Here is a 25358-nt window from a genome sequence, read left to right on the forward strand (position 1 = left end):
GGAGTTCAGCGCTCAACCGGGACGCCGACGTCGGCCGTCTTAACCTCAGACGGCACAAGGAACAGCGCGGCGACGGCCAACAGTCCGGCGGCGACGAACACATAGAAGCCGGCGGGGTACGCGATGTTCGCGGCAACCAAAGTTCCCGTCACCGCGGGCCCGACGATCGCGCCGAGCCTGCCCACTCCTGCTGCAAAGCCCAGTGCGGTTCCGCGCAGGCGTGGCGGGAACAGTTGGCTGACCCAGGCGTAGACCAACACTTGTGAGCTGAAAACGAAGACTCCGGTGACGAACACGGCTGCGTTGAGCAGGAACTCATTCTGGATTTTGACGCTCAGAATGGCCAGAAAGACGGCGGACAATCCGAACCACATCAGCACGATCTTCTTGGTCCCGTGCTTGTCGGCCAGCACCCCGGCAAGGAAAAGACCCGCTACAGCGCCGAGGTTCAGGACCAGCAGCAGCGTAAGTCCGGTGCTTACCGGGTATCCGGCAGCGGCCATCAGTTGCGGCAGCCACGTGTTCAGGCCGTACACCAGCAGCAACCCCATGAACGAGGCAATACCAATGCCCACGGCGACCATGGGGTACGGCTTCTGCAAGAGGTCGCGGAAGCCTGTCTTTTGTTTGGCGCTGGTTGAATGCTCGACGGCGGTTGTTGCGTTCGCGTGTTCGCTCGCCTTTTGCTTGGTGACATCTTCCGAGCCAACCCTTGCGGAGGCTGCTGCCGGGAGCGATTCGGGCAGCTTGGCCCAGAGGAAGGGCAGGAGTGCCAGACCGGCAAGGCCGCCAATGATGAACATGAGTCGCCAGTTTGGGACGATGAAAATTGCCAGGAGTGCCGTTGCTACAGCGCCAACGTGGTAGCCGGTCATGGTCCGGGTGGTGGACTTGCCGGCGGATCCGGCGGGGGCGTAATCGTTGATGTAGGCCAAAGCTGCCGGAAGGCAGGCGCCCAAGCCGAGCCCGGCCAACATGCGGAGCAGGGAGAAGACTGCGACGTTCGGGGCGAAGGCAACTCCGATAGTGAACAGCGAGAAGCTCGCCACGCAGGCCATCAGGAGTCTGCGGCGTCCGAACTTGTCTGAGAGCGGCGCGATGAACAGGGCGCCGAGGCCCACGCCTACCAAGGAAATGGTGGCGGCGAAGGTGGCCCCGAAAGCGTCAAAGCCCAACTCACCGGTCTTGATGAGTGTTGGGATGACGGTGCCCAGAACCACGAGGTCGAATCCGTCCAGCACCATAGCCAACCAGCAAAGCCAAACTGGCCATTGGGAGCGGCGGGCAGATGACATCGTTGGCATAGCGTCCTCGGTACTTCTCTGTAGTCGAGCCCGAACACGGAACGTTCGGTCGGTTATGAGAGTTGTATCACCGCTTCGTGTTGCCTGGCACACGTTCTACCATTGAATGGAAGATCATCGGCGGTGACTAGGCGCCTACCGCGCGGCGACCAGATAGCAAGGGAGCACACCATGGCCAACTCGGCATCAGGTGATTCTGTGGTGGACCGTGTTGTGCGGGTCATTGAGGCCTTTCCGGAAGGAGTGACCTCGCTGCAGTTGACTGAGCTCGCTGATCGCTCCGGAATTCCGTTGTCATCGGCCCATCGCCTGGTCCGCCAGCTCTCCGAGCATGGCCTCCTGGATCTTGGCGTGGGCGGTACTGTCCGCTTGGGACTGCGCTTATGGGAACTCGTCAACCGGAATTCGCCCACCCTGGCACTTCGGCAGGCGGCCATGCCTTTCATGGAGGACATACAGCAGGTCCTCAACCAGAATGTGAACCTGGCTGTGCTTGACGGATGGGAAGCGCTCTTCGTGGAGCGGCTTTCCCGGCGCGGATCAGTGGCTAACCGTGCGCGGATCGCCGGGCGGATGCCCGTCCACATTTCCTCGGCAGGACTGGCATTGATGTCACACCAGTCGCGTGAGCTGCAGGCTGAGTACCTTGAGCAATTCGAAGATCCGACCGGAAAGGTGAGTGCCGGCGTCGTGCGTCACCTTCTGACCGAAGCGGCCCAGCAAGGGTACGTTCAACTGGCTGGAGTGGTGGATCCGGACACATGGGGGATTGCCGTGCCGGTGATGAACAGCAAGCGGCGCACAGTGGCGGCGCTCGGAGTGGTTGTGCCACTGGCTGAGATGCGGTTGCAAGCGCTGGTGCCTGCGCTGCAAACAGCAGCCCGGGGGATCGGACGCCAACTCGGCGACTAGATATTTGCTTCCGTTGAACGGAATCCTTGTAACGCCAGTCACTCCTTGCGGGTCACACTGAATCAGATTCATCCCGCTGCAGAGCAAGCCGGGGTCCGCAACGAAGCGAGGAAAACCATGGCACGTACACCGATTACCACCCAAGTTGCCATCATGGGCGGAGGCCCTGCCGGTCTGATGCTCTCCCATCTTCTGGCAAAGCAGGGCATCGAGTCCGTGGTGGTGGAAATCCGCAGCCGCAAGGAAATCCAGGAAACAGTCCGTGCAGGAATCCTGGAGCACGGCACCGTGAACCTGCTGGTGGATTCCGGCGTCTCTGACCGCGTGCTGCGCGAAGGCGACCGACACGACGGAATCGAATTGCGGTTCAACGGCGAGAGCCACCGCATCAACTTCAAGGAGCTTGTGGGTGAATCGGTGTGGCTGTACCCGCAGACAGACGTTTTCGCCGACCTCGCCGCAAAGCGGGAGGCCGACGGCGGCGACGTCCGGTACAGCGTCACGGACACCACCGTGCACGACCTCGAAGGCAAACCGAAAGTCTGGTTCACTGACGCCGACGGCCAGGAATTCGAAATTCAAGCCGATTTCCTGGTGGGTGCCGATGGCTCGCGCAGTCACTGCCGCTTCCAGATCCCCGAAGCCAGCCGCAAATGGTACTTCCACGAGTACCCGTTCGCATGGTTCGGAATTCTCGCGGAGGCACCGCGTAGTGCCGACGAACTCATCTACGCCAACTCCGAAAACGGATTCGCCCTGATCAGCCAGCGCACCGAAACCGTTCAACGCATGTACTTCCAGTGCGACCCCAAAGAGAACGTGGCTGACTGGGACGACGAGCGCATCTGGACCGAGTTCCGTAAGCGCGTCAACGGGAATGGGTTCGAGCTCAAAGAAGGGCCCGTCCTGGAAAAGATGGTCCTGCCGTTCCGTAGCTTCGTGCACACCCCAATGCGTCACGGCAACCTCTTCCTCGCCGGCGATGCTGCCCACACAGTCCCGCCCACCGGTGCCAAGGGCCTCAACCTGGCCATTCACGACGTCAAGGTGCTCTTCGAAGGCCTGGATTCCTTCTACTCCAACGGCTCCACTGCGCTGCTCGACTCTTACAGCGACCGCGCTCTGGATCGCGTCTGGAAGGCCCAGCACTTCTCCTACTGGATGACCTCCATGCTGCACACGGTGCCAGGCGCCGACGATTTCGACCGGGCCCGTCAGCTTGGTGAGCTTCACTCCGTGGTCACGTCCGAGCACGCCAAGGCCTATCTTGCGGAGTCGTACACAGGCTGGCCGACCTCGCGCTAAGTCAGGCCGCGGGGAGCGAACGCGCCCCTTGGCCGAGTGGGGGCACCGCGGTCGGCTCTGTGGCCAGGCGGGGCTGTGGACGGCCCTATGGTCAGTGTGTGTGCGCTGCAGCGTCGCGAGGGGGCCACCACACCTCCCATCTCGCTGCCAGCCTCCGCATCACCCCGCGAATCAGGCGGCGTCCCCCTTGCCGCCACCTTCGTGGTCAACCGCTGTGCTACAAAGGGCCACGGCCCAACCCGCCGGAAGGGTGCACACTCTCCTCATCGGATGGTCCCCCTGTCGGACGGATCCACTGTTTCCCGCGTGTTTGTGTTGTGCGTGTTTATGTTCGTTGGGGTGTGTGGTGGTGGTTGCGGCGTGGTGTTTGGTGGGGGTCGATGTGGGGTCTGGGCCCGGGAGCGGCGGTCCAGGTCAGGACCAGCACCGGGTCCCACTCCGCCGGCTTCCGCGCCAACACCGGGTCCCACGCCGCCGGCTTCGGTGCCGCTGCCGGTGTCGGTGTTGGTGTCGTTGGTGGTGAGTCGGGGGTTGGTGGCGGTGTTCATGACGGTGGTGAGGGTTTCGTATTGTTCGTCGGTGGCGAAGATTTCGATGTGGTGCAGGCCGTAGCGGCGTCGTTTGCGTAGGAACGCGCCTTGGTGTTGGCGGAGGAGTTCTTCGGAAGGTTCGGGGCCGTTCTGGTCGATGGAGTCGATCCAGCGTTTGGTCATGGTGGTGACGAAGTCCGGGTCGGTTTCCACCGCGGTGGTGGTCAGGGAGTGTTCCATCCGGGTGATGGTGTCCTGATCGGTCAGGTGCCGGACTTTGTCCAGGGCGGTGCTGATGATCGTCGCCGACCGGGAAGGCACCATCCCGGATCCGACTGCCTGGGCTAGGGTTTCGCGGCGGGCCGGGATCTCTTGGCCGGTCATCCCTGCCTGGGGGAGGACGTTGGGGGCGAGGGTGAGCCGGCGCCGTGCCTCACTGATCCCGATCCGCAACCGTGCCCGAAGGAACTGCGCCGCGTCCCGGTACCCATCATCCAGAACGCTGGCCGCGGACCCGGGACCCCCTTCCGCTGAGCCTGTCCCTGTGCCCGTGGTGGAACGGTCGCCGTCCACGGGCACAGCTGTGTCGCCCAAGAGCTGTGCTGCGTCGGTGGAACGGTCGCCGTCCATGTTGGAAACTGACGCCGTGTCGGTTCCCGGCACCGGGTCAGTCCAGCCCGTCCGCCACTCCTGCATAGCTTCCGCTGCTCCAGTGGGCGACGTCCGCCCTGCACCGGCTTGTTGTGCTTCTTTCCGCGCCCGTTCCACCGCCTGCGCGGCAACAATCTGCAAGAACTCCACGCTCCGGGAGATCTCCTCAACCCTGCCCGCAAAATCAGCAGCCTCAACAAACCCCAACAACCGCACCTCATCGACGGCCATTGATCGCAATGCATCCATGGCCGTAGCACCCTCAAGAAGTGCGGCTTCCAATATGGGCTCACCAGAGTGCGCGAACCCCGATGATGCCTCTGCCCCCGCGGCGGCCGTGGATATGGTGCAGTTGCTTGGCGACTCTGCCCCGGTGGTAGGCGTGGATCCAGGGGTGGTGGATAAGGGCTCGGGGAAGGGCTGCCGCTTGGACTCCGCGGGCTCGCGTGGCTGCTCGAACAAAGCCAAGGATAACGCCCCAGGCTTGCCCTCCGACCCGGATTTCCTACCCTTCGGCAATGACTCAAGTCCGAGAAGAAGCCCCGTGCTCGGCGAAAGTCCCGCATTGGTTCCTGCCGCCGTCGGGCACGTGCGCGCTGATGGTCGGGGAGGCGCGTCCAGGGAGGCGGGTGTGACACCCCCGGGCACGGTATTAGCGCCGGGCGAACCTGCCCGCCGCGCCAAGATCTGCCCTGTGCCTTCCATAACTCAACCCTGTCAGGAAGGCCCTCCAGATATCAGCCCCTATCGACGCTATGTGGAAAACCCGAGCCGAACCCGAGAGCTCCGGCAGGAGTAATCCAGCCCCGCACGCTGGCCTGACCCGTCTGGGGGGCCTAGCTGACGAGCCCGGATTGGTGGTCGACGCCCGCTTGGTCCACCTTGCGGTGGAAGCGCATGCCGGCTTTGCCTCCCACGATGGCACCAATGAGGGGCACGATCAGGGCGATGACGAGTCCAATGATGCCGCTGGTGGTCATAAGGCTTCCGTCCACGGGTATCTGCGGGGCGCCATTGAGGTTGCCCAGGATGTTGAACTGGCTACCGGCCACAGCAGCGAGAACAGCCACGACTATGGCGATAATGATGCCCCAGATCCAGACGGCGAGCCCTTGCTTCACGCCGTCGAAACGGGCCATGCGGCCAGCGACGTACCCTCCGCAGTAGTAAGCAACGAATAAGACGACTGCGAGCACGATTCCGCTCACAATGCCCAAGGTTTCAACATTCTGCTGGGCCTGCTCGGCGGCTTGCTCCGCGCCGGATGGGTTCGCCGCTCCCACGCCTACGCCGATGGCCGTGGCCAAAGCGCTGAGCAGGACGGTCATGCCGATGGCCGTTAGCCAGCCAAAGAAGGCCGAACCCCACTTGATGCCGCCAAACCTTTCCTTTTCTGCTTGGACAACATCGTTCCTGCGACCTTGAGGGGTGCTCGATCCTGCGCCATTTTCATATGCCATGTCAGCTCCTTCGCCGGGTGCCTGAACTGTGCTTAATCAAGCAAAACACCGCGCCCGGCAAGAAAGCAAGGATGCTTACTAAACTGTGGCATCAATGCGCTGACTGATGCGGGGCCCCTCCTGGCAAGTGGTGCGCTTGCGACGGCTGTCGCCCTCAGGCAGCCGGTTCCCGCCTTGCCACAGGCCTGACCCTGGCTGCTGTCCCCAACCACCAGGAAAGGCAAGAAGCGAACGACGGCGGGAGGTCGCCGTCGTGCGTTTCTGCTGTTGAGTGCGGATGAGGTGCGGACTGGTAAGGCGACCGTCAGGGGCGCTGCGACGCGGCCGCCGTGGGTTCAAGATCGGCGAGGGTGAGCAGCCGTGCGGGGGCATTCGGGAAGGGCGTAGTGGACGTCACGGCAAGATCCGGCCCGACGTGTACCAGCTCGCCGGATGCCATGGGACGCCAGCCCGGACCGGGATCCATGGGTTCAGTAGCGAAGAGAACATGCGGGGAATGGGAGAGCTCGGTACTCTTTGACCGGATCCTGTAACTTCGAGCGTCCAGCGGGGCGGACGTGATGGCCGCGTGCCTTTCCAGCACGTAAAGCTCATGGGTAGCCGGATATCTCAGCGCCCACATGTCGGTGGCCGTGGACAGAATGAAGTTCAGGCTGAACACGGGGAGTTCCCTGGCCACCCAAGTGATCGCCTCCACGATCCCGGCCCCCACGTCTCCTCCGGCCTTGCGCGTTTCAGCAGTGATCAGTGCGAAGAGGCGCTCACTGTCGGACTGTCCCAGCACGAGGTCCATCACCCCGAACTCCTCGAGGCGCTGATCGAGGTGCTCCAAGCCGTGAAGGACGCCGTTGTGCGCGAACAGCCGCCCGTCCTGTTCAAAAGGGTGCGTGTTGACCAGGGTGAGCGCGCCGGTGCTGGCGTACCGCACATGGGCGAGGAACGTTGTGCTCAACAAGTCCCTCGCTTCACGGGCAAATGCGTGGTCCTCCCACGCGGCCAAAGGCTGTTTGGCTACGTGAGCTTTACCGTCAGTATCAAAGGTGCCGATTCCGGCGCCGTCGGGCTCCCGCCGGCTCTGCACGGAGAGGCTGTCCGGGGCGTCCAACAACCAGAATGTGGCGCGAACCGGCTGTGGACCGGCGTGGAGCCCGAAGAGACGGCACATAGGGAATTTTCCTTCCAAAGAGTCAGTGGTGGAAACCTTCCGACTGCTTGTCTGTGGGCATGGGTGCGGTCAGGCTGTCGAGGTAGTGAACTTCCTTCTTGAGGTCGGCCAGGAAGCTGGAGGCGAGGTCGCGGGTGAAACCGTTGCGGACCACGATCCTCTGGACGGTGACCTCACTCAATCCCTCAGGCAGTGGGTACGCCGGAACCAGCCAACCGTTCATTCTGAGCCGCTCCGAGAGGTGGTGCAGATTCCAGTTCCTGGTGTGTCCGTCGGTGAGTTGCCAAGCGAACACCGGAATGTCGGACCCGTCGCTCCATAAGGTGAAGGCATCCATGGCCCCGATCTCGCTGGAGAGGTAAAGCGCCACATCCCGGGACGTCGCTTGGACGGTCCGGTAGCCGGCAAAGCCAAGGCGAAGGAAGAGGTAATACTGCAGCAACACCTGAGCGCCGGGCCGGGAGAAGTTCAGGGCAAACGTTGGCATGTCCCCGCCGAGGTAGCTGACATGGAAGATCAAGTCCGCAGGCAGTGCTTCTGCATCCCGCCATAGGACCCATCCGAGGCCGGGGTACACGAGCCCGTATTTATGGCCCGAAGTATTGATTGAGGCCACGCGGGGAAGCCGGAAATCCCATACCGTTTCCGGTTGCAGGAACGGCGCCACCATAGCTCCTGAAGCCCCGTCTACATGGATGGGAATATCAAGTCCGCGACGTGCCTGGATCTCGTCCAAGGCTTCTGAGATGAGCTCCACAGGCTCGTACTTGCCCGTGTAGGTGACGCCCAGGATGGCCACCACGCCGATCGTGTTCTCGTCCACATACTGGTCCAGGTCATGGCCGTCCAGAGTGGGGTGCTCGGTTGAAACCGGGACAAAGCGAGGCTCCACATCCCAGTAATTGCAAAACTTTTCCCAGCAGACCTGGACGGCAGAGCTGAGGATGAGGTTGGGTTTTTCGGTGGATTTCCCGGCAGCCCGCCGCTCATTTTGCCAGCGCCGCTTCAACGCCAAGCCGCCCAACATGCAGGCCTCGGAGGATCCGATGGTGGAGGTTCCGATGCTCTTCGCGGAATCCGGTGCATTCCACAGGTCTGCCAGCATCCGCCAGCAGCGGGTTTCTATGAGGGCCGTTTGAGGGTACTCGTCCTTATCGATCATGTTCTTGTCGAACGTCTCGGCATAGAGCTTGGAGGCTTCCGTCTCCATCCACGTCCCCACAAAGGTGGCCAGGTTCAACCGCGAATTTCCGTCCAGCATCGCTTCATCGTGGACAACCTGGTAGGCCGTGGCCGGCAGGGATTCGCCATCCGGCAGGGTGAAGCGCGGAAAAATGGTGGACTCGCCCGGCCTGCTGAACAAAGGATTGAGTTCGACGGCGGTGTCCGGTTCATGCTGTGACGCTCGGTGGGATCTGCTCATGCAGCAACTCCTTGGGGATCGTCCGCTCACGGCGGGGCCGCAACCTGTCTCCGGCTCACGCTACCGGGGACGGGCCGCCCGCCCAAGCTTCTGGAGAGTCGGCAAGAAGCGCACGACGGCGGAAGGTCGCCGTCGCGCGCTTGTTCACCGCTCGCCGTCGAGGGTTCCCGGCCGCTCGCCGTCGCGGTTTCTTAACCGCTCGTCGGTGCGGGCTTCTTGGTGGCGGGTTCCCTAGCCGGGCCGCCTGGCGCCACGTGTTCACAAATTGGGGCTTGCCAAGCAAACAGTAAGCATGCTTATGGTATTGCTGTTCCTTAAAGTCGGCGGGTTGAACTTTTTCCCCGTCCGGCGTTCGGAAACCATGCCTGGTGATGCAGCCCGCTTGGCAACCCATATAAGAGAACCGCATTCCAAGGAGACATCATGCTCGCGAGGGAAAACATTGACCGTTTGATGGGACTCAACGGAAACGTCCGAACCACTGAAGGTGACAAGGTCGGCTCCATTGGCACGTTCTACACCGACGATGACACGGGCGAGCCCACGTGGGTGACCGTCAAAACCGGACTCTTTGGCAGCTCGGAGTCATTCATCCCGCTCCAGGACGCAAATGTGGAGGGTGACGACGTGGTGGTGCCCTTCAGCAAGGACCACATCAAGGACGCTCCCCGCGTTGCGGAAGACGGGCACCTGGATCCGGGCGAGGAGAGCCGCCTCTACAACCACTACGGGCTCGCAGGTGAACGCGGTTTCAGTGGACACGACGATTACGCCCGCACCACCACGGGCACGGCAGGAACCACCGGCACCAGGGACGGAGTGGACACCGACGCCAACTACACCCGTGATGCCGACTACAACCGCGATACAGACACCAGCCGCAGAGACGACGCCATGACGCGCTCGGAAGAGCGGCTGAACGTTGGCACGGAGAAGCAGGCCACCGGCCAGGCCCGCTTGCGTAAGTACATCACTACCGAAAACGTCACCACCACCGTTCCGGTGCAGCGTGAGGAAGTCCGCTTGGAGCGGGAGCCCATCACGGACGCCAACGCGGGCGACGCCATGTCAGGTCCGGATCTGACGGAAAGTGAACACGAGGTAACCCTCCACGAAGAGCGCCCCGTGGTGGATAAGGAGACCGTTCCGGTGGAGCGTGTACGCCTGGAAAAGGACACAGTCACTGATGACGTCCAGGTTGACGAGGAAGTCCGTAAGGAAAGGATCGAAACCGAGGGAACCGGCGTCGACCAAGACAAGCGCTAAACAAGACAAGCGCTAAACAAGACAAGCGCTAAACGCATGTTGTGAGGCCCGCTCTGCGCCCCAAAAGCTCGTATGTGGGCGCAGAGCGGGCCTCGCAACGGCGGGCCATAGCTATCGCTGACCAGCTGGTGATGGGACCATTGTCATATGGGCGAACAAGAGCACGTGCAGCCCGCAGAGGCCGCAGCAGAAGGTAGCGCAGCGTGGGAAGATCGGGGAGACCCCACTACGCAGCAGATGCGGACCGTCGGCCAGCGTCGGCGGGAAGCCGAACGCAAGCTGGACCTCCATCTGGAAGAAGCGAGCCACAAGGGCGAGACCACCGCTACTGAAGGCGAGGATCATTCCGAAGGGTAGAGCCGCTGGCCCGGGATGGATGCTTGGGTTTGTGGAGCGGCGTGTCACTGCTGTGGGCTTCGCCCTGGTGAAGTTGCAGGGCGCTGTGAATCAGCGGGAAATGGCTGAAGGCCTGCGGAGTGTTGCCAAGGTGCCGCTGCGTCCGTGGATCCCACTCTTCGCTGAGCAGCCCAACATCGTTGCGAAGGCTGAGCAGCCGCTCAAATAGCTCGGTCGCCTCGTCGGAACGACCAATTCCCAGCAGTGCATCCACCAGCCAGAACGAGCATGCCAGGAAGACGCCCTCATCGCCCGGAAGTCCGTCGTGACCGGACTGGGTGCGGTACCGCAGGACCAGGCCGTCGTCGGTAAGTCCCTTCTGGATGGCCTCCACAGTTCCGGCCACCCGGGGATGCCGGTGCGGCAGGAAGCCTACCCGTGGAATCAAAAGCAGGCTTGCGTCCAATTCCGTACTTCCGTAGGACTGGACGAACGTGTTGAGTTTCTCGTCGAATCCCTTGGTCATGACATCTGCGTGGATCTCGTTGCGAAGTGCCGCCCACCTGTCAGCAGGACCCGGCAAGCCGGATGTCCGGACGGCTTTGACCATGCGGTCCGCAGCCACCCACGCCATGACTTTGGAATGGGTGAAGTGCCGGCGCGGGCCCCGCATCTCCCAGAGCCCGTTGTCAGGCTGGTCCCACGCACCCTCCAGATACTCCATCAATGCCACCTGGATATCCCAGGAATTGTCCGCCGTGGCGTCGGGTGAAGCCGCCCGGGTCAGGGAAAGACCATCCAGCACCTCGCCCCATACATCCAACTGGAGCTGCGGGGCAGCGGCGTTCCCGGTCCGGACGGGTTGTGAACCTTCGTAACCGGCCAGCCATGGAATGTCCGCCTCCGGGAGCCTCCTGGCGCCGTCGAGCCCGTACACAATCTGAAGCTCGGACGGGTCGCCGGCGATAGCGCGCAGCAGCCAATCCCTCCACGCTGCCGCTTCCTCCGTGTAGCCCGCTGCCAGTAACGACTGCAGGGTCAGCGTGGCGTCGCGCAGCCAGCAGTAGCGGTAGTCCCAGTTGCGTGGGCCGCCCAATTGCTCCGGCAAGGACGTAGTTGCGGCGGCCACAATGCCACCGGTAGGTGCATATGTCAGGGCTTTGAGGGTGATCAGGGACCGCTCCACCGGCTCCTTGTATTTGCCGGTCATCTCGCTGCGGCCGATCCATTCCAGCCAGAACTTCTCCGTGACCGAAACTGCCCGGAAGGGGTCGATCCGCCGGGGCTCCCTCTCGTGGCTTGGCGCCCAGCGCAGTACGAACGGAACTCGCTCGCCGGCTCGGACGGTGAATTCGCTGAGGGTGCGCTTGTCCCGGCCCTCCAAGGTAACCGGGGTGGTGAGGTACGCCGAGTCGGGGCCCGCAACAGCGCTGATGCCGTGTTCGCTGTGCCGGACCCAAGGCACCACCCGCCCGTAGTCGAAGCGCAGAACCAGCTCCATCTCCATGGTTACCTCGCCGGACAGCCCTTCGACGATCCGCACCAGGTCCACGGCGTCGTCCCGGACTGGCATGAAATCGATGACCCGGACCGAGCCGCCGTCAACTTCCCATTCCGTTTCCAGGATCAGCGTGTCCTCGCGGTACTGGCGTCGTGTGCAGTTTGCCCCCTCCGGTGTGCCGGCGGGCGCGAGGAGCCAGCGGCCGGCGTCGGGGTTATGCAGCAGTGCGGCGAAACAGGCCGGGGAATCGAAGCGCGGCAGGCACATCCAGTCGATCGAGCCGCTGCGCCCTACCAAAGCGGCGGTATTAAGGTCACCGATGATGGCATAGTCCTCGATCCTGGCCATGAATCAAACTCCCTCTCTCGGTGATGTCAACTATGCCCGACCGTACCCCGTTGGCGTGAGTGCCTCCAATGGGACTCGCGCCACCCCGCGGGAGGGCTTTTATTCGGAGCCGGTTCTCAAACGTGCGCGGCCGTCGAGGATCAGGTGCAGTCCGAACCTGAACTCGTCGCCAGAGTCGTACCCGAATGCCCTCTATCGGCCGGCCTATGTTGCGTGCTACCACTGACCCTAGGATCAAACCAGTGAGGAGAAACCGTGGCCGAAGACCTGCCCGTTCTTGTTGTTGGCGCTACAGGGTTCTTGGGTGGCCAAGTTGTGGACGAGCTTCTCAAACGCGGCAAGAAAGTCCGTGCCTTGGTGAGGCCCAAGTCCAATGCCACCAAACTTGAGACCAAGGGTGTGGAAATAGCCCGAGGAGACATGCTGGATGCTGCCTCCTTGATTGCTGCGATGACAGGCGTTTCGGCGGTGATATCCACGGCGGCCGGCTATACGCGCAATGACAAGAACGCCAAAGCGATTGACACCTTCGGCAACAGCAATCTGGCTGTCGCGGCCAAGCACGCCGGGGTGCCCCGCTTTGTGCTGATCAGCATCGTTACAAGTGACCAGACTCCGCAGATACCGCATTTCTGGAACAAGAAGCTGGCCGAGGACAAATTTGAGGAGCTCGGCGTTCCCTTCGTGGCCCTCAGGCCCGGCGCCTTCTTTGATCAAGCGGTGGGTATGGGTGGTGATCCCTTCGCCAAGGGACGCTTCGTATGGCTCGGGTCCAAGGACGCCCGGCTCACGTTCGTCCTGGCCAGTGACGTTGCCGCTTACCTGGCGGAGGCTGTGGATGCGGACATTGTTGAGGGCGAACGAATCGACATCGGGTGGAGCCGGTCGGTGAGTATGCATGAGGCTGCGGTAGTGGCAGGCCGACGTGCCGGCAAGGAGATCAAGGTGATGTCCGTACCTGCCGGGGCCATTGCCGCCCTCGGAAAAGTCACCGCGAAGGTCCTTCCTTTGGTGGGCGATATGGCAAGCATGGTGGCGTGGTTCGAGACCGGAAAATACGTGGCGGACATCACCCGCCAGGAGCAGGTATTCGGTCCCGCTCCGACTCCCGAGGATGCGATCAGGCGGGTGGCCGAACGCTACGGTCACTGAAAAACGCTGACCAACCCGGCGCGGCGATGACTGGCCCGAGTCGCGGATCGTAAGTATCCTGATGACACAGATTCGGCGTAGACCCTGACTACGCCGAAAAAACATGAGGAGCACGTTATGAGAATTGGTTCTTCCATTGCACTGATTGCCATTGGAGCTATTCTGGCTTTCGCGCTCGCCCCCGGAATCATCCCCTTCCTCGACCAAGTCCTGGTCGGCTACATTCTGATCGGGGTCGGCATCATCGGCCTCATTATCTCCATTGCCATGTCCAACCGGACCCGACGCACCGTGGTTGAACGGCGCGGCGATCCCCACACGGTTGTCGAGCGGCGCCCGGAGGTCTAGCAGCCGCAATTTACTGAAGAAGCGCACGACGGCGAGTACTCGCCGTCGTGCGCTTCTTCAGTTATTCGCGCGGTTCTTTGGCTAAAGCTGTGGAGACTATGCGGAGGCGGCTCCGCTGCGCTGGCCGGCGGTGCTGGTCCGGCTCCACTCCGGTGACTGGAAATGCGCGCCGCCGAACATCGGGAAGGCCAGCGTGCCCTCCTGGTCCCTCAACTGCGCCCATGGACGGTTGATGCCATGCGTACCGTAACGGCGGAGTTGGGTGACACGGTCCAGATCCATTACTGCGAACAGAATCTCTTCCCCGCCACGTGCCTGCTGCATGATGGTGCCCTCAGGGTCCACGATCACGCTCTCGCCAACCCCGCACGGCGAGGCTCCGTTGACGTTCACCACATAAACCTGGTTGGCGAAGGCGTTTGCCTGGGACATGACGATCTCCATGGCCCGGTCCCGGGTGGTGGTGAGTGTGGGCTGGATGATGACCTCAGCGCCCAACCACGCCAGCTGGCGCGCTACCTCGGGGAAGCTGCCGTCGAAGCAGATGGCAAGGCCGATGCGTCCGCACCCGGGGATGTCGAACGTCACGAAGGAATCTCCGGGCGTGGTGGTCTCGAACGGACGCCAAGGGAAGAGCTTGCGGTAGCGTGCCACGATCTCGCCTTGCGGGGAGACGGCGATTGCGGTGTTGTAGGTGTTTCCGTTCTCCGTTTCAAGCAGCGATCCGGGTACAAGCCATACGTTGAGCCTGCGGGCGAGCGCGGAGATGCGGTCCGTGAGCGGGCTGGGAATGGGCGCGGCGGAACGGCTTTCACCGTCCGGATCCGGGAGCAGGAATTCGCCCGGTGCGGAGAGCAGCAGTTCCGGAACCACAATGACGTCCACGTCGGGGCCGAGCTTCCTGGCTGACTCGGCCTGCGCTTCGAAGCGCGCCCACGTGGCCTCGAGATCGTGGGGGACGGGGGTGGTCTGAATTGCTGCGATGGACAGGATGCGCATTTATGCCTCGGTTCCGTTGCTGAGAGTTTCGTTGCTGAGAATGGTTGAAAGTTGGTTGCGGGTGGTGACGTTTCCGCGGGGGATGGCTTCCCCGGAAAAGAAGCGGCGCAGCCGGCTCCTCAGGATTGCGGTAACCAGCAAGCCCAAGCACAGCGCGCCGATCCCGATCCAGAACACCGAGCCGATGCCCAGCCAGGATAGTCCCGCGTACTCCGGGGAAAGCATGTCCACGGCGCTGTACGCGAACGCTCCGATCATCAGGAGTGCTCCGAGGCCGGGGAGGATGCCCTTCAGGATCAACGCGGATGCAGAGGTGCGCATCAGCGGTGCGAAGTACACCACCGAGGCCAGGGCTGTGGCCGCGTAGTAAGCGGCGATCATCAGTCCCACCGACAGGATTGCCAGGCCGATGAAATCGGCGCTGATTGCCGTCAACCCCAAGGTAATCACCATGGTGATAACAGCCCACCAGATGATGGAAGTGGTGGGCGTTCCCCGCTTGGCGTGCATCCTTGTGGTCGCTTTGGGAAGGGCGCCGTATGTGCCCATGCTGAGCCATGTCCGCGGTGTGCTGACGGCTACCGTCAACAGTGCTGCCAATGCAGATAAGCCCACTGCAAGAACGATGACCTGGCCAAAAATACTTCCCGTCGCTTGCGGACCGAGGACCGAGAGGACATCGGAGACGGTTTCCGGATCGGTGATGCTTGCGGTTCCGGCAAATCCGACGGCGGCTGTGGCCGTCACCACGTAGAAGAACAGCAGGATGACGGTAGTGATCACTACAGCCTTGCCGGGCGTGCCCTTGCGGTCCGTGGTTTCCTCGTTCACCGCTATCAGCGCATCCCAGCCCCAGTAAATGAACAAGCAGAGGATGACGCCGGACACCAGGCCGGACATATCGCCGGATGCAAAGGGGTTGAACCACTCCGGGCCTGGCTGCTCGGCTCCTTCCGCGGCGTTGCCTGAGGCCATCGCGGTGAAGGCAGCCACGCAGAAGCCGCCGAGTGCCACCAACTGGAGGCCAATCAGCGCGTACTGAACCCAGGCGGAGAGTTCGATTCCCCTCGCCGCGATCCATCCGCTCAGGCCGATCAGCCCGCAGGCAATGGCAGCTACGGCAAGGGGCTCTGCGGCGATGGATGCCAAGCCGCAGAAGGTGAGCAGATACGTAGTGGCAACCTGGGCAACGGCGGCGCCCGCAATGAAGGTTGCTATCTGCGGCACCCAGCCGCCCAGGAACCAGCCGGCTGCGGGTCCGAAGACTCGGGTGATCCAGACGAAAACGCCGCCGCAATCGGGCATCTCCTTATTGAGGTCCCTGAAGGCCAGGGCGGTAAACAGGATGGGGACGAATCCCAGGAGGAATGCTGCGGGCGTGCTTGATCCCACGGCCAGGACCACGAAGCCGAGCGTCACGGCCAGGCTGTAGGCGGGTGCTACGGCTGCCAGGCCGAGGGCGACAGTGGGGCCAATGCCGATTGAGTCGGCCTTTAAGCCTTTGGACCTCGGGTCCTCTGGCGTTGGGTCCTTTGGTGTTGGGACCTTTGATGTTGCTTCCTTCGATGTTGCCTCAGGGGCCGGGTCCTTCAGTCCGGGTCTTTTGGGTTTGGGGCCGCTCGCGAGTGGGGTGGGGGAAACGGGATGTGACACGGAAGACTCCTCGTTGAATCAGTAAGTCATATCTGGATAGTAATTTGAATCACATTCAAATTTGAATACCATTCAATACCGGTCTAGAGTCAATGTCAACAGGAACTTCAGGAATCCACGGGGGAGCGGCAGTGGCACGGGTTGACAAAAAAGAAGTCCGGCGGCAGGAAATCGTTGCGGCTGCCCAAGCCGTGGCGGCTCGCGACGGCGCTGAGGGTGCCACGCTCCGCGCCATCGCAGCGGAGGCCGGCATGGCCGCAAACGCAGTGCTCTACTACTTCGGCAGCCACGCTGAGATCATCGCCGCCGCTGTGCAGGCCTCCTCCGGAAGATTCCTTGAGAAGCTTGCTGAAGCCGTGGACGCTGACATGAGCCCGACGGCGCGGCTCGCCGCGGTCATCAGTGCCGGCACTACTGCCGGGCTGGACGACGACGTTTCCCGGATTCTCTACGAATACTGGCCCCACATGCTTCGCGATGCCGAGCAGCGCCGGATCCAGGAAGAGCTCACCGATGCCCAGGAACGCGTCTACCTGGAAATAATCGACGCCGGAACCCGGTCCGGCGAGTTCGTTCCCCTTCTGGACCCGGCCAAGATCGCCCGGACCCTGGTTGCCCAGGAAGACGGGCTGGTGATGGATGTATTGGCCGGCACTGCCACCAGTGAGTATGTGCTCGAACTGATGGGAAGTCTCGCGGCCGCTCTTCTGGGCATCAAAGCCGAAACCTTGCTGGGATTCGTTGCCGCCCGTGGCGTTTCAGAGCCCGCTTCCTAACGGCGTAGGCTGCTGCCATGGAGAAGTCATTCGACATTGAACCGGTCAATCAGAACGAATACTTGGTGCGGTGGGCCTCGGAAGGCCAAAGTGGAGAATCCCTGGTGCACACCAACCCGGATTTCCTTGCCGAGGCGGGTCTGGATGGCTTCGACGAACAGCATGTTGTTGAGGAAACAACGTCATATCTGGCCGAACACCAGCCTGTGATTGACTTCCCCCAGACCGTTGACCTGGAAGAGATTGCTGCTGCCTACCCTGATTACGCGGAGCAGTTGAAGGCGCGGCTGGAAGCTCGTTAATTTACTGCGGCTGCGTCCCTTCGAAGCCGTAACCCCTGAATCGCGGCACCCAGGGCGGCAAATGCCAGGAGAGTGGCCGCGTAGGCCTCCAGTGTAGGAACCAGGCCCCATGCAGGAACCAGCAAGCCCGCAATGACCACCGGGATGCTGAATGCGAGGTAGGCGGCAGTGTAGATGCTGGCAAACACCCCGGCTCGTTGATGCGGTTCAACCAAGGGTGTCATCAGGCGAAGCTGGCCACCGAAAGATCCGCCAAAGCCAATGCCGCCAAGCACTGCGCCGATCCAGATTGCAGGGAGCCAAGGCGTGCTGATTCCCACCAGCACAACAACGATCCCTGCGAGAATCAGGGCCGCCCCGGCCAGGGTGCTGTGGCGGGCAGGGTGCCGGGTGAAGTAGAAGCCGGCCGCCGCTGCCGAGAAGGGACCCAAAAATGCGGTGAATCCTGCAATGAGTCCGCCTTCCAGCCCGAATTGAAGGCGTAGTAGTGCCGGCGAGAGCCCCAGGAACAGCGCCGGAAACATCCAGCCTGCAATGTGGATCGGTAGTCCCGCGGCAAACTCGGGCCGGATTGAAGCCGGTAATCCCAGGCGAGGGACAAGGGAGCGGAAGGCGCCTGGCCGGGGTGTGACTGTTTCTGCCGTGAAGCTCACGTAAACCAGTGCAATGATCATGACCGCGGCGAGGATGGCGAAGATCAGCGTGTTGGCGTCAGGGGTGAATTGAACCGCGGCTCCGGTCACCAGCGCCCCTATGCCAAGGCCGCCGGCTACGGAGGCGCCCGTGAGCCCGCCCGCGAGCTTCTTGCGGTGGGACGGTGCATGTTCAGTGATGGCGGCATTGAAGGCGCTGGTTGCCAGCCCCGTGGCGAGGCCCTGAAGGGCTCGGGCAGCGATCACCCAAAGGATGTTGGGGGCAAGGATGAAGATGGCCATGGAGAGCAGTTCGCCGTAGAGGGCAATGATCATGACCGGGCGACGTCCCAAGTGGTCGGATAAGGACCCTCCGATGAGGAGCGCAGCCAATAAGCCGATGGCATACATGGAGAACGCGATGCTTAGGGTTGCGGCCGAAAAGCCCCACTCCTGTTGACGTAATGAGAGCAGGGGTGTTGGCGCTCCGGCGGCGAAGAAGAATGCTGCGAAGACTACGGAGAGCCCAATGAAGGATGACTTTGTGGGGGTGGAACTAGTCAAGAGAAGGCTCCTTGAACAGAGTGGTCTAAGAGTTTTAGTTAGACAGGTCTGTTCAATAAAGTCAAGAATATTTAGACAGATCTGTCTGATATGCTGCTGATATGTCCCCCACCAAGGCTCCTGCCCGTCAGCGACTCCTCGAGGCTGCAGACCGCTTGTTCTATTCCGAGGGCGTTCATACGGTGGGGATTGACAGGGTCATAGAAGAAGCGGGGGTTGCCAAAGGCTCGCTTTTCTACAACTTCTCCGGCAAAGACGACCTCATTGCCGCCTACCTGGCGGGCCGGGACCAGCGCCGCCGGGACCGAATCGCCAAGTTCCAGCAAGGCCTGGACAACCCGGTGGACAAGCTGCTGGCTATCTTTGAGGCACTGGGGGAAGCCGTCGCCGAGCCTGGCTACAAAGGCTGCCCCTTTGCCAACGCCAATGCCGAAGCCCGCCCCGGCAGCGTTGAGTCCACCGCGCTTCGCACCTTCCGTGACTGGCTGGCCGGCACCATCTTGTCCTTGTGTGAGGACGCAGACTATTCCCATCCCGAGGACGTCTCCGCGCGGCTAGGCCTCCTCTACGACGGCGCAGTGGCCAGTTCCAACTTGGACGCACAACCCCAGGCCGTTGCCGTTGCCAAGGAAATGGCGTCCATGGTGCTGGAAGCCGCGCCGCGACGTTGAACCTGCGACGCTGTACGCCATGACACTGAACCTGCGACGCTGTACGCAGCAGCGAATGCATGCCGAACACAGTAAGGGCCGTGAACCTCACTGAGGATCACGGCCCTTACCTGCAGATGCTGAAAATATGGAAGTGCTGACTACTTGATCAGTGCGGCAGCCTGGTCCATCATGGTGCCGGCGTTGGCAACACCGGCAGCCTCGGCACCCTTCCCGGATGCGGTAGCGGTGATCATGACGCCGTCTTTAATGGCGTAGGCAATGTAGGTGCTCTGCGAGGCGCCGCCGGGTGTGGACATTGCAGTCTTGTAGCCGACTGTTCCGGGCACAGTGCTGATGCCTTCAAACTTCTCCGTGGAAACGGTCATGGACTGGCCGGACATGGACAGCGTCATGTTTGCGCACTTGCTTGCCTGGGCACTGCTCTTTTCCAGGCTTTCCTGCAACGTCTGAGCATCCACGCCCGACGTCAGGGTCACCATGGTCATGACGCCGGTTTCAGCGTTAAGATCTGCTCCGGCAGCGGTCGTCGAGCCCTCAAGGACTTCAGAACCACCCAGCGTTCCCAGGTCCTTGCACTCGGCCGGTTCCACAGTGAACATGCTCAAAAGTGCCTTCATCGGATTTTCCTGTGCCAGCTCTTCGCTGGAAGCAACGGTGAGGTCCTTGCCGGACGGGCTCTTGATCTGCTTGACCATGGCCATGAGCTCATCATTGGTGTACTGCTTGGCCGCGCTAGGAGTAGCCTCCGGCGAGGCCGCGTCCGTTGATCCCGTGGACCCGCCACAGCCGGTCAATGCCATCATGATCAGTGCCGAGACTCCGGCGCTTTGCAACGCAAACTTCTTCACTTTATTCCCCCATCGGGTGCTGCTTTTCCAAGCTGAGCGGTCCTCAGCCGAGATAACCCTATCGGTCAGGGGCTGGCAGTCCTTGAATTGGGGGAGGTAAAAGCGGCTCAGGACTCGACGTCGGCCGTGACGCGCTCGCCGTTGAAGTACTCCAGCTGCCAGCCATCGGTCACGTGGTGGTGGGCCAGGTTGAGTACCGCGTTCTGCACGCTGTCCAAGGTGCGTCCGATTGCGCGGCTCAGCGTCAGCCGGATCAGGGTGCCGTGGGCCACCACCAGGACGCGCTTGCCGGCAAACTCTTCAGACAGCGACTCCAGGGCAGCAATACCGCGATCAGCAGCAGCCTCGTCTGTTTCCCCGCCGCGGAAGCCGCCGGGGATGCGGAGTGCCTCCAGGTCGGGTCCGGCCTGGAGTCCCTCGGCGGGACCGAAGCTGCGTTCGGTGAGTTCGGGAACCAGCCGGGCCACCTTGAGTCCCAGGCCTTCGGCGATGATCTCCGCGGTTTCGGCGGCGCGGCTCAAAGGCGAGGACACCACGGTGTCCCATTGCTGGCCGGAGAGGAAGGCGACGGCGTCCCGCGCCTGTTCGCGGCCGACGTCGTTAAGCGGGATGTCAGTTGCCCCCTGCAACCTGCGCTCCGCGTTCCAATCGGTTTGGCCGTGGCGGACGAGGGCGAAAGTTGTGAGGGTCATGTCTTCCATTGTGCCTTGCGGGCAGGCGGCGCCGCAGTTTCCTACGTCACGTAACACCGGTACCGCGCAGCACGTAGCGCCCGACGGCGGGAGGCCGCCGTCGGGCGTTCTGCTGCGGTTAACGCCGCATGGCTTGGTGGTTTCCTACGCGGTCTGTTCGTGGCCGGCCTCATCCCTTTGGTACACCGTTTTGCCGCCCACCACTGTTTGAAGAACCTTCGCATTCAGGAGCGAGGCGGGGTCTTCTGCAGCGAGCACGTCGGTGTCCAGCACTACGAAGTCCGCGTACAGGCCGGCTGCGAGGCGTCCGATGTCCTGCTCCGCGCCGCAGGTCCACGCCGAGTCCCGTGTGGCGTGCTCGATCGATTCGGCCAGCGGCAGGGCGAAGCCGGGAACGTTGGTTCCCGCAGACGGATCCAAGGCCGAAGACCGGGTGGTGGCCACGTACATGTTGGGCAGCGGCGCGTGCGGGGAGGTGGGGGAGTCAGTGCCGAATGCCAACCGGGCTCCCGCTGCCGTAATCCACGGCCACGGGAAGCCCCGATCCACACGGTCGTCACCCAGTTTGCCGGCCCAGTTCTCACTGATGGCCGGATCGGCGTGGACGGGCTGCATGCTGGCCGTGATGCCAAGCGCGGCGAGGCGATCGACGTCGGCCCTGTCCACCAGCTCCAGGTGCTCAATGCGGTGGCGGCGTTCGCGGGGGCCGTTCTCCGCCACGGCGCGTTCCACAGCACCGATGGCAATCCGCACGGATTCGTCGCCGATCGCATGCATGGCAACTTTCAAACCAGCAGCGTCCGCAGCGGCAACCACCGGTGCAAGTTCCTCAAGGCTCCAGATAGGTTCCGCGTTGGAACCATCGGCGTACGGCATTCCAAGCGTGGCCGTGCAGCCATCGATAGTGCCGTCAATGATGATTTTGATGCCCACCACGCGCAGGAAAGGCGAAACATGTTCGACGGCGAGCGCGGCCGCCCGCTGGACCTGGGCGAGGTTCTCTTCCGCCGATCCGGCGTTGTTGACCCGCCAATAGGCGATGAGGCGGCTGGTCAGCGTGCCGTCTTTATCGGCCCGGTTGAAGGCTTCGAGGTCGGTCTCGTTGAAACCCATGTCACAGGCAGTGGTCACGCCGGTCTCGCGGTAGGCCTGTTGGACAGCGGCGATGCTTGCTTCGTGCTCGTCCTCGCTCACTTGGGCGTCGAGAAAGGGCATCACCATGTCATAAAACGCGTTCTCGTCGATGTAACCGGTGGCGTGCCCGTCTGCGTCCCGTTTGATGGTGCCGCCGTGGGGATTCTGCGTGTGGTCATCGATGCCGAGTTCGGCCAGTGCCGCAGTGTTCACCCATGCTGAGTGCAAGTCATAGGCGAAGGCATACACGGGCTTGTCGCGGACCGCGGCATCGAGCATTCCCGCGTCCGGCACGCCGCCCGGAATTGCTCCGTGCAGCCAGCCGGTAGCCAGGATCCGCTCAGCATCCGGGCGTTCGGTGGCCCTTGCGGTGATTCGTTGCTGGATCTCTTCCACGGACTTGGCTCCCCAGAGGCTCACTTGGCTGAGGGCTTCTCCGGTGCCGACCACGTGGGCGTGGCCATCAACAAAACCGGGCACCATCAAGCGGCGCTCAAGGTTGATCCGCTCGGCCTCCGGACGAAGTCGTTCGGCTGTGGCGGCGTCACCGACGTACAGGATCCGCTCATCCTGGACGAGCATGGCCTCCGCCCAGCGGCGGGTATCGGAGGTGAAGATGCGGGCGTTGGTGTAAAGCTGGGTTCTCACGTGGCGGGTTCCTTGGTTTCGGGTGCTGTTTCTTCTGCTGTGATCTTTTGTGGTTCTGATTCGTCTGCTGCGAGGGGCTCATCCAGGGAGCGGCTGACATCGAGGAGCAGCTGATTCTGTAGTTCGTGGAGGTGGCCGCTATCCGGTTCCGGCCAGGTGGAGAGCTGGACCACCACGGTATCGGTGGCGGGATCGATCCAGAGGTACTGGCCGTAGATGCCGATGCCTGTCACGTTGCCGCGCTCGTTTCCTGTGCACCACCACTGACGGGTGTAGGAGCCGTGGGGGTGTATGCCGGTGAAAGAAGCGTCGGCCATGGCTTCGCGGTCTCCGCCAGCGTGTATGCTGCGGACCCACCCCTCGGACGCCACCCGGCCTGCCGGACCTTCGCCGCCGTCGAGCATCAACCGGCCCACCCGCGCCAGGTCGCGGGCGGTGCAGGAGACCCCGCCGTTAGCGAAGCCGAAGCCGCTGGAATCCACGGTGATGGTGGCGTCCCGGTCGGCGTCGAGCTTGGACCACAGGTACTTGGACAGGGCCTCCGAGTAGCGGAGCCCGGTCACCCGCTCGATGATCCAGGCGAGCACGTCGGTGTTCGCGGAACAGTACTGGAAGCGGCCCACGGTTCCGTCACCTGTGAGGGTGGTGAGGAACTGGTAGGTGTCCTGGGGGTCGCCGTCCCGGCGGGTGCGCCAGCCGGCAGAGCGGTCGTGGGTCTGCACTTCGGAGGACGGATCCAGGTAGTCCTCGCTGTAGTTGAGGTGGAGAGCCATATCCAGGACGTGTTGGACGGTGGGACCATCGTAGACCGAGCCGGCGAGTTCCGGGACGTAGTGGACAACGCGGTCGGACGTGACGATGTCTCCGGAATCCACCAACGCCCCCAGCACCAGGCCACACATCGACTTCGAAATGCTCATGACCAGATGCAGGTCGTTCTGTCCGAAGCCAGGGCGGTAGTACTCCGCAATGACATTGTTGCGGTGCAGGACCAGGAAGGCGTCGGTGTATGTTTCCTCAAGGCGCTGAGTCAGGCCGGGAACGGCAAGGGCAGCCAGCCGCTCAGTAGCCGCTGCCGGCGCGGACGTGAAGTGGCGGGGGACTGACGCCGTCGGCAGCATTTCACCAAGGTGGGCGAAGGTCCAGCGGTTGTGCGGGCCTTCCTGCCAAGAGTCCACGGTGGGTTGGCCGGCGGCGCCGCCGTAACGCGGGGGATGGGCTCCGGTGGTGGTCATGCGGGGGCTCCTTCAATGGAGGGGATTGCGGTGGGGCGGTGTTTCGCGGCGAGGCGCGTCAAGGCGATGTAGACCCCGGCTGTCACCACCATGGACACCGGCACCGAGAGGTCCAGGAAGCCCATAGCCGCGGCGATAGGGCCGGTCCATACAGAGCTGGTGAGGAACAGGGAGGCCACGGCTGCGCCAAGGCCGATGGCGAGCAAGCCGGGGACGTGCCAGCCGCCGGAGTACCAGAAGCGGCTGCCGGCCTGCTCGTCAAAGAGGTCATCGCCGCTGTAGCGGTTGCGCCGAAGGATGACGTCCGTGGCGAAGATGGTCATGGTGGGCCCGGAAATGAGCACCAGAAGTTGCAGCATCAGGTTGACGGCGTCCAGCAGGCTGGTGGACATGACGAGATAGATGGTCAGCGCTGTGCCGATCGCTCCAACTACCACTGCCGAGGGGATGCGGCGGATGGGGACGCCGATGGACTGGAACGCCATGCTCGCCGTGTAGGTGGTCATGCCATTGAGTGCGATGGTGTTGATGATGACGCCCACCACGAAGATGGGTCCGAGCCAGGCCGGGAGCAGGGCCAGAAGCGCCGATTCGATGCCAAGATCCATGGCTGCGGCGTCAATCCCTGTTGCGAGCAATGCGCCCACTGATGTGAAGAAGATGGCTGGCAGGGCGCCACCGAGCGCTGTGGCCGCGATGATGTGCGAAGGCTTGGTGGATTTGGGGAGGTAGCGCGCCAGGTCCGGGCTATTTGAATAGGACAGGGGAGAGGAAGCGAGGATGGCGAATCCGATGGTCATCGCAGACCATAGCGGCAGACCCTCCAACGGTGCAGGAGCCGTGTAGCCCCACTGCACGTGGGGGAGGATGAACGCCGTGACCAGCAGGAAGATTGCAAGCAGCACCGAGGCAACCACGGGGTAGCTGCGCAGGATCAGGCTGTGGCCGAACACGGCCACCAGCACGGTGATGGCGGCAACAATAATCGTGACGAGCACCGGCACGAGGACGGGATCGGTGAAGCCGATCTGCGCCAGGAGCTCTGCGCCCATGAACGAGGACGCGAGCCAGTTGAGCGCCAGGAAAACGGCGGAAATGAACCAGCCAAAGAAGGCGACAACCACCCTGTTCCCGCGGATTCCGTAGATGGCGCGAGTGATGACGGAGCCGGAGGTGCCTGCCGCCGGGCCACTGGTGGCCACAATGCCAGTGAGGATCCACGGGAGGCTGCCCGCGATGATGACCAGGAAAGCCTGCCAGAGCTCCATGCCCAGCAGGATCAGCGTGGCGCCCACCGTGAAGTTGAGGACGCTGACGTTTGGGGCGGCCCACACCGGGAAGAGGTCCCGGGCACGGCCATGGCGTTCGGACGATTCGATGAGTTCAATGCCGCGTTTTTCGGGGTGGGCAAGGGGTTCCGGGTAACTGGCCGGATCGGTTATGTGGGGGTGGGACAACGCTGTTCCTCTCAGGGCAAGGTCCGGTTCGCAACGCTGGGAG

General features: G+C 62.7%; 23 protein-coding genes. 9 read left to right on the forward strand and 14 right to left on the reverse strand.

Annotated features, from left to right (window positions below):
• Positions 1-5 precede the first annotated feature (5 nt).
• Positions 6-1304, reverse strand: a complete 1299-nt coding sequence (locus tag BACI9J_RS00600) for an MFS transporter (protein WP_159732267.1) — start codon at positions 1302-1304, stop codon at positions 6-8.
• A 171-nt stretch (positions 1305-1475) separates the two neighbouring features.
• Here BACI9J_RS00600 and BACI9J_RS00605 point away from each other — a divergent pair, with 171 nt between their 5' ends.
• Both BACI9J_RS00605 and BACI9J_RS00610 read left to right on the forward strand, forming a co-directional pair.
• Positions 1476-2216, forward strand: a complete 741-nt coding sequence (locus BACI9J_RS00605) for an IclR family transcriptional regulator (RefSeq protein ID WP_159732270.1) — start codon at positions 1476-1478, stop codon at positions 2214-2216.
• A 117-nt stretch (positions 2217-2333) separates the two neighbouring features.
• A complete protein-coding gene (locus BACI9J_RS00610; RefSeq protein ID WP_159732273.1) occupies positions 2334-3521 on the forward strand; it encodes a 4-hydroxybenzoate 3-monooxygenase in 1188 nt (395 codons plus the stop codon).
• Between the two features lie 263 nt (positions 3522-3784).
• On the opposite strand, the gene BACI9J_RS00615 is transcribed toward BACI9J_RS00610, so the two are convergent.
• The 4 genes from BACI9J_RS00615 to BACI9J_RS00630 all read right to left on the reverse strand — a co-directional run bounded on the left by BACI9J_RS00615 (position 3785) and on the right by BACI9J_RS00630 (position 8750).
• Positions 3785-5170 (reverse strand): DUF222 domain-containing protein, encoded by a 1386-nt coding sequence (locus BACI9J_RS00615; protein WP_236558270.1) that lies wholly within the window; start codon positions 5168-5170, stop codon positions 3785-3787.
• Positions 5171-5538: 368 nt separating this feature from the next.
• The gene (locus tag BACI9J_RS00620) at positions 5539-6162 is read right to left on the reverse strand and encodes a hypothetical protein (protein ID WP_159732279.1); all 624 of its coding nucleotides are present in this window, start codon (positions 6160-6162) and stop codon (positions 5539-5541) included.
• 304 nt (positions 6163-6466) lie between these two features.
• A complete protein-coding gene (locus tag BACI9J_RS00625) occupies positions 6467-7327 on the reverse strand; it encodes a class II glutamine amidotransferase (protein WP_159732282.1) in 861 nt (286 codons plus the stop codon).
• A 22-nt stretch (positions 7328-7349) separates the two neighbouring features.
• Positions 7350-8750: a glutamate decarboxylase gene (locus BACI9J_RS00630; protein WP_159732285.1), complete on the reverse strand. Its 1401-nt coding sequence runs from the start codon at positions 8748-8750 to the stop codon at positions 7350-7352.
• Between the two features lie 423 nt (positions 8751-9173).
• Between BACI9J_RS00630 and BACI9J_RS00635 the strand changes: the two genes are divergently transcribed.
• Both BACI9J_RS00635 and BACI9J_RS00640 read left to right on the forward strand, forming a co-directional pair.
• Positions 9174-10016: a DUF2382 domain-containing protein gene (locus BACI9J_RS00635; RefSeq protein WP_159732289.1), complete on the forward strand. Its 843-nt coding sequence runs from the start codon at positions 9174-9176 to the stop codon at positions 10014-10016.
• A gap of 147 nt (positions 10017-10163) precedes the next feature.
• On the forward strand, positions 10164-10373 hold the full coding sequence (locus BACI9J_RS00640) for a hypothetical protein (protein ID WP_159732292.1): 210 nt from the start codon (positions 10164-10166) through the stop codon (positions 10371-10373).
• Here BACI9J_RS00640 and BACI9J_RS00645 read toward each other — a convergent pair.
• A complete protein-coding gene (locus BACI9J_RS00645; protein ID WP_159732295.1) occupies positions 10342-12201 on the reverse strand; it encodes a glycoside hydrolase family 15 protein in 1860 nt (619 codons plus the stop codon). The two genes, BACI9J_RS00640 and BACI9J_RS00645, sit on opposite strands and share 32 nt — an antisense overlap.
• A gap of 255 nt (positions 12202-12456) precedes the next feature.
• Between BACI9J_RS00645 and BACI9J_RS00650 the strand changes: the two genes are divergently transcribed.
• Both BACI9J_RS00650 and BACI9J_RS00655 read left to right on the forward strand, forming a co-directional pair.
• Positions 12457-13353, forward strand: a complete 897-nt coding sequence (locus BACI9J_RS00650) for an SDR family oxidoreductase (protein WP_159732298.1) — start codon at positions 12457-12459, stop codon at positions 13351-13353.
• A 117-nt stretch (positions 13354-13470) separates the two neighbouring features.
• Positions 13471-13701: a DUF6458 family protein gene (locus BACI9J_RS00655; protein WP_043470828.1), complete on the forward strand. Its 231-nt coding sequence runs from the start codon at positions 13471-13473 to the stop codon at positions 13699-13701.
• A gap of 96 nt (positions 13702-13797) precedes the next feature.
• Here BACI9J_RS00655 and BACI9J_RS00660 read toward each other — a convergent pair whose 3' ends face one another.
• Together BACI9J_RS00660 and BACI9J_RS00665 are read right to left on the reverse strand one after the other, a co-directional pair.
• Complete coding sequence (locus BACI9J_RS00660; RefSeq protein WP_159732301.1) at positions 13798-14700, reverse strand: carbon-nitrogen hydrolase family protein; 903 nt, start codon at positions 14698-14700, stop codon at positions 13798-13800.
• Positions 14701-16353 (reverse strand): APC family permease, encoded by a 1653-nt coding sequence (locus tag BACI9J_RS00665; protein WP_236558271.1) that lies wholly within the window; start codon positions 16351-16353, stop codon positions 14701-14703.
• A 131-nt stretch (positions 16354-16484) separates the two neighbouring features.
• On the opposite strand from BACI9J_RS00665, the gene BACI9J_RS00670 reads away from it, so the two are divergent.
• Both BACI9J_RS00670 and BACI9J_RS00675 read left to right on the forward strand, forming a co-directional pair.
• The gene (locus tag BACI9J_RS00670) at positions 16485-17129 is read left to right on the forward strand and encodes a TetR family transcriptional regulator (RefSeq protein WP_159736291.1); all 645 of its coding nucleotides are present in this window, start codon (positions 16485-16487) and stop codon (positions 17127-17129) included.
• A gap of 17 nt (positions 17130-17146) precedes the next feature.
• Positions 17147-17431, forward strand: a complete 285-nt coding sequence (locus BACI9J_RS00675) for a hypothetical protein (RefSeq protein ID WP_159732304.1) — start codon at positions 17147-17149, stop codon at positions 17429-17431.
• Here BACI9J_RS00675 and BACI9J_RS00680 read toward each other — a convergent pair.
• A complete protein-coding gene (locus tag BACI9J_RS00680) occupies positions 17428-18627 on the reverse strand; it encodes an MFS transporter (RefSeq protein ID WP_159732307.1) in 1200 nt (399 codons plus the stop codon). The two genes, BACI9J_RS00675 and BACI9J_RS00680, sit on opposite strands and share 4 nt — an antisense overlap.
• Positions 18628-18728: 101 nt before the next feature.
• Between BACI9J_RS00680 and BACI9J_RS00685 the strand changes: the two genes are divergently transcribed.
• Positions 18729-19298: a TetR/AcrR family transcriptional regulator gene (locus BACI9J_RS00685; RefSeq protein WP_159732310.1), complete on the forward strand. Its 570-nt coding sequence runs from the start codon at positions 18729-18731 to the stop codon at positions 19296-19298.
• 140 nt (positions 19299-19438) lie between these two features.
• Here BACI9J_RS00685 and BACI9J_RS00690 read toward each other — a convergent pair whose 3' ends face one another.
• The 5 genes from BACI9J_RS00690 to BACI9J_RS00710 form a co-directional block, all read right to left on the reverse strand.
• Positions 19439-20149: a hypothetical protein gene (locus BACI9J_RS00690; RefSeq protein WP_236558273.1), complete on the reverse strand. Its 711-nt coding sequence runs from the start codon at positions 20147-20149 to the stop codon at positions 19439-19441.
• 107 nt (positions 20150-20256) lie between these two features.
• Complete coding sequence (locus tag BACI9J_RS00695; protein ID WP_159732313.1) at positions 20257-20850, reverse strand: histidine phosphatase family protein; 594 nt, start codon at positions 20848-20850, stop codon at positions 20257-20259.
• A gap of 135 nt (positions 20851-20985) precedes the next feature.
• A complete protein-coding gene (locus tag BACI9J_RS00700) occupies positions 20986-22623 on the reverse strand; it encodes an amidohydrolase (protein ID WP_159732316.1) in 1638 nt (545 codons plus the stop codon).
• Positions 22620-23858 (reverse strand): serine hydrolase domain-containing protein, encoded by a 1239-nt coding sequence (locus BACI9J_RS00705; RefSeq protein ID WP_159732319.1) that lies wholly within the window; start codon positions 23856-23858, stop codon positions 22620-22622. Before BACI9J_RS00705 ends, BACI9J_RS00700 begins: the two co-directional genes overlap by 4 nt.
• A complete protein-coding gene (locus BACI9J_RS00710) occupies positions 23855-25315 on the reverse strand; it encodes a purine-cytosine permease family protein (protein ID WP_236558276.1) in 1461 nt (486 codons plus the stop codon). Before BACI9J_RS00710 ends, BACI9J_RS00705 begins: the two co-directional genes overlap by 4 nt.
• Positions 25316-25358: the final 43 nt, after the last annotated feature.

This window comes from Arthrobacter sp. 9V, from assembly GCF_902506065.1.
Taxonomy (GTDB): Bacteria; Actinomycetota; Actinomycetes; order Actinomycetales; family Micrococcaceae; genus Arthrobacter.

What these genes read in the sequence shown, in the direction of transcription:
- BACI9J_RS00600 (WP_159732267.1), bottom strand. Translation starts at nt 1,304, where the DNA reads ATGCCAACGATGTCATCTGCCCGCCGCTCCCAATGGCCAGTTTGGCTT.
- BACI9J_RS00605 (WP_159732270.1), top strand. Translation starts at nt 1,476, where the DNA reads ATGGCCAACTCGGCATCAGGTGATTCTGTGGTGGACCGTGTTGTGCGG.
- BACI9J_RS00610 (WP_159732273.1), top strand. Translation starts at nt 2,334, where the DNA reads ATGGCACGTACACCGATTACCACCCAAGTTGCCATCATGGGCGGAGGC.
- BACI9J_RS00620 (WP_159732279.1), bottom strand. Translation starts at nt 6,162, where the DNA reads ATGGCATATGAAAATGGCGCAGGATCGAGCACCCCTCAAGGTCGCAGG.
- BACI9J_RS00625 (WP_159732282.1), bottom strand. Translation starts at nt 7,327, where the DNA reads ATGTGCCGTCTCTTCGGGCTCCACGCCGGTCCACAGCCGGTTCGCGCC.
- BACI9J_RS00630 (WP_159732285.1), bottom strand. Translation starts at nt 8,750, where the DNA reads ATGAGCAGATCCCACCGAGCGTCACAGCATGAACCGGACACCGCCGTC.
- BACI9J_RS00635 (WP_159732289.1), top strand. Translation starts at nt 9,174, where the DNA reads ATGCTCGCGAGGGAAAACATTGACCGTTTGATGGGACTCAACGGAAAC.
- BACI9J_RS00640 (WP_159732292.1), top strand. Translation starts at nt 10,164, where the DNA reads ATGGGCGAACAAGAGCACGTGCAGCCCGCAGAGGCCGCAGCAGAAGGT.
- BACI9J_RS00645 (WP_159732295.1), bottom strand. Translation starts at nt 12,201, where the DNA reads ATGGCCAGGATCGAGGACTATGCCATCATCGGTGACCTTAATACCGCC.
- BACI9J_RS00655 (WP_043470828.1), top strand. Translation starts at nt 13,471, where the DNA reads ATGAGAATTGGTTCTTCCATTGCACTGATTGCCATTGGAGCTATTCTG.
- BACI9J_RS00660 (WP_159732301.1), bottom strand. Translation starts at nt 14,700, where the DNA reads ATGCGCATCCTGTCCATCGCAGCAATTCAGACCACCCCCGTCCCCCAC.
- BACI9J_RS00675 (WP_159732304.1), top strand. Translation starts at nt 17,147, where the DNA reads ATGGAGAAGTCATTCGACATTGAACCGGTCAATCAGAACGAATACTTG.
- BACI9J_RS00685 (WP_159732310.1), top strand. Translation starts at nt 18,729, where the DNA reads ATGTCCCCCACCAAGGCTCCTGCCCGTCAGCGACTCCTCGAGGCTGCA.
- BACI9J_RS00695 (WP_159732313.1), bottom strand. Translation starts at nt 20,850, where the DNA reads ATGGAAGACATGACCCTCACAACTTTCGCCCTCGTCCGCCACGGCCAA.
- BACI9J_RS00705 (WP_159732319.1), bottom strand. Translation starts at nt 23,858, where the DNA reads ATGACCACCACCGGAGCCCATCCCCCGCGTTACGGCGGCGCCGCCGGC.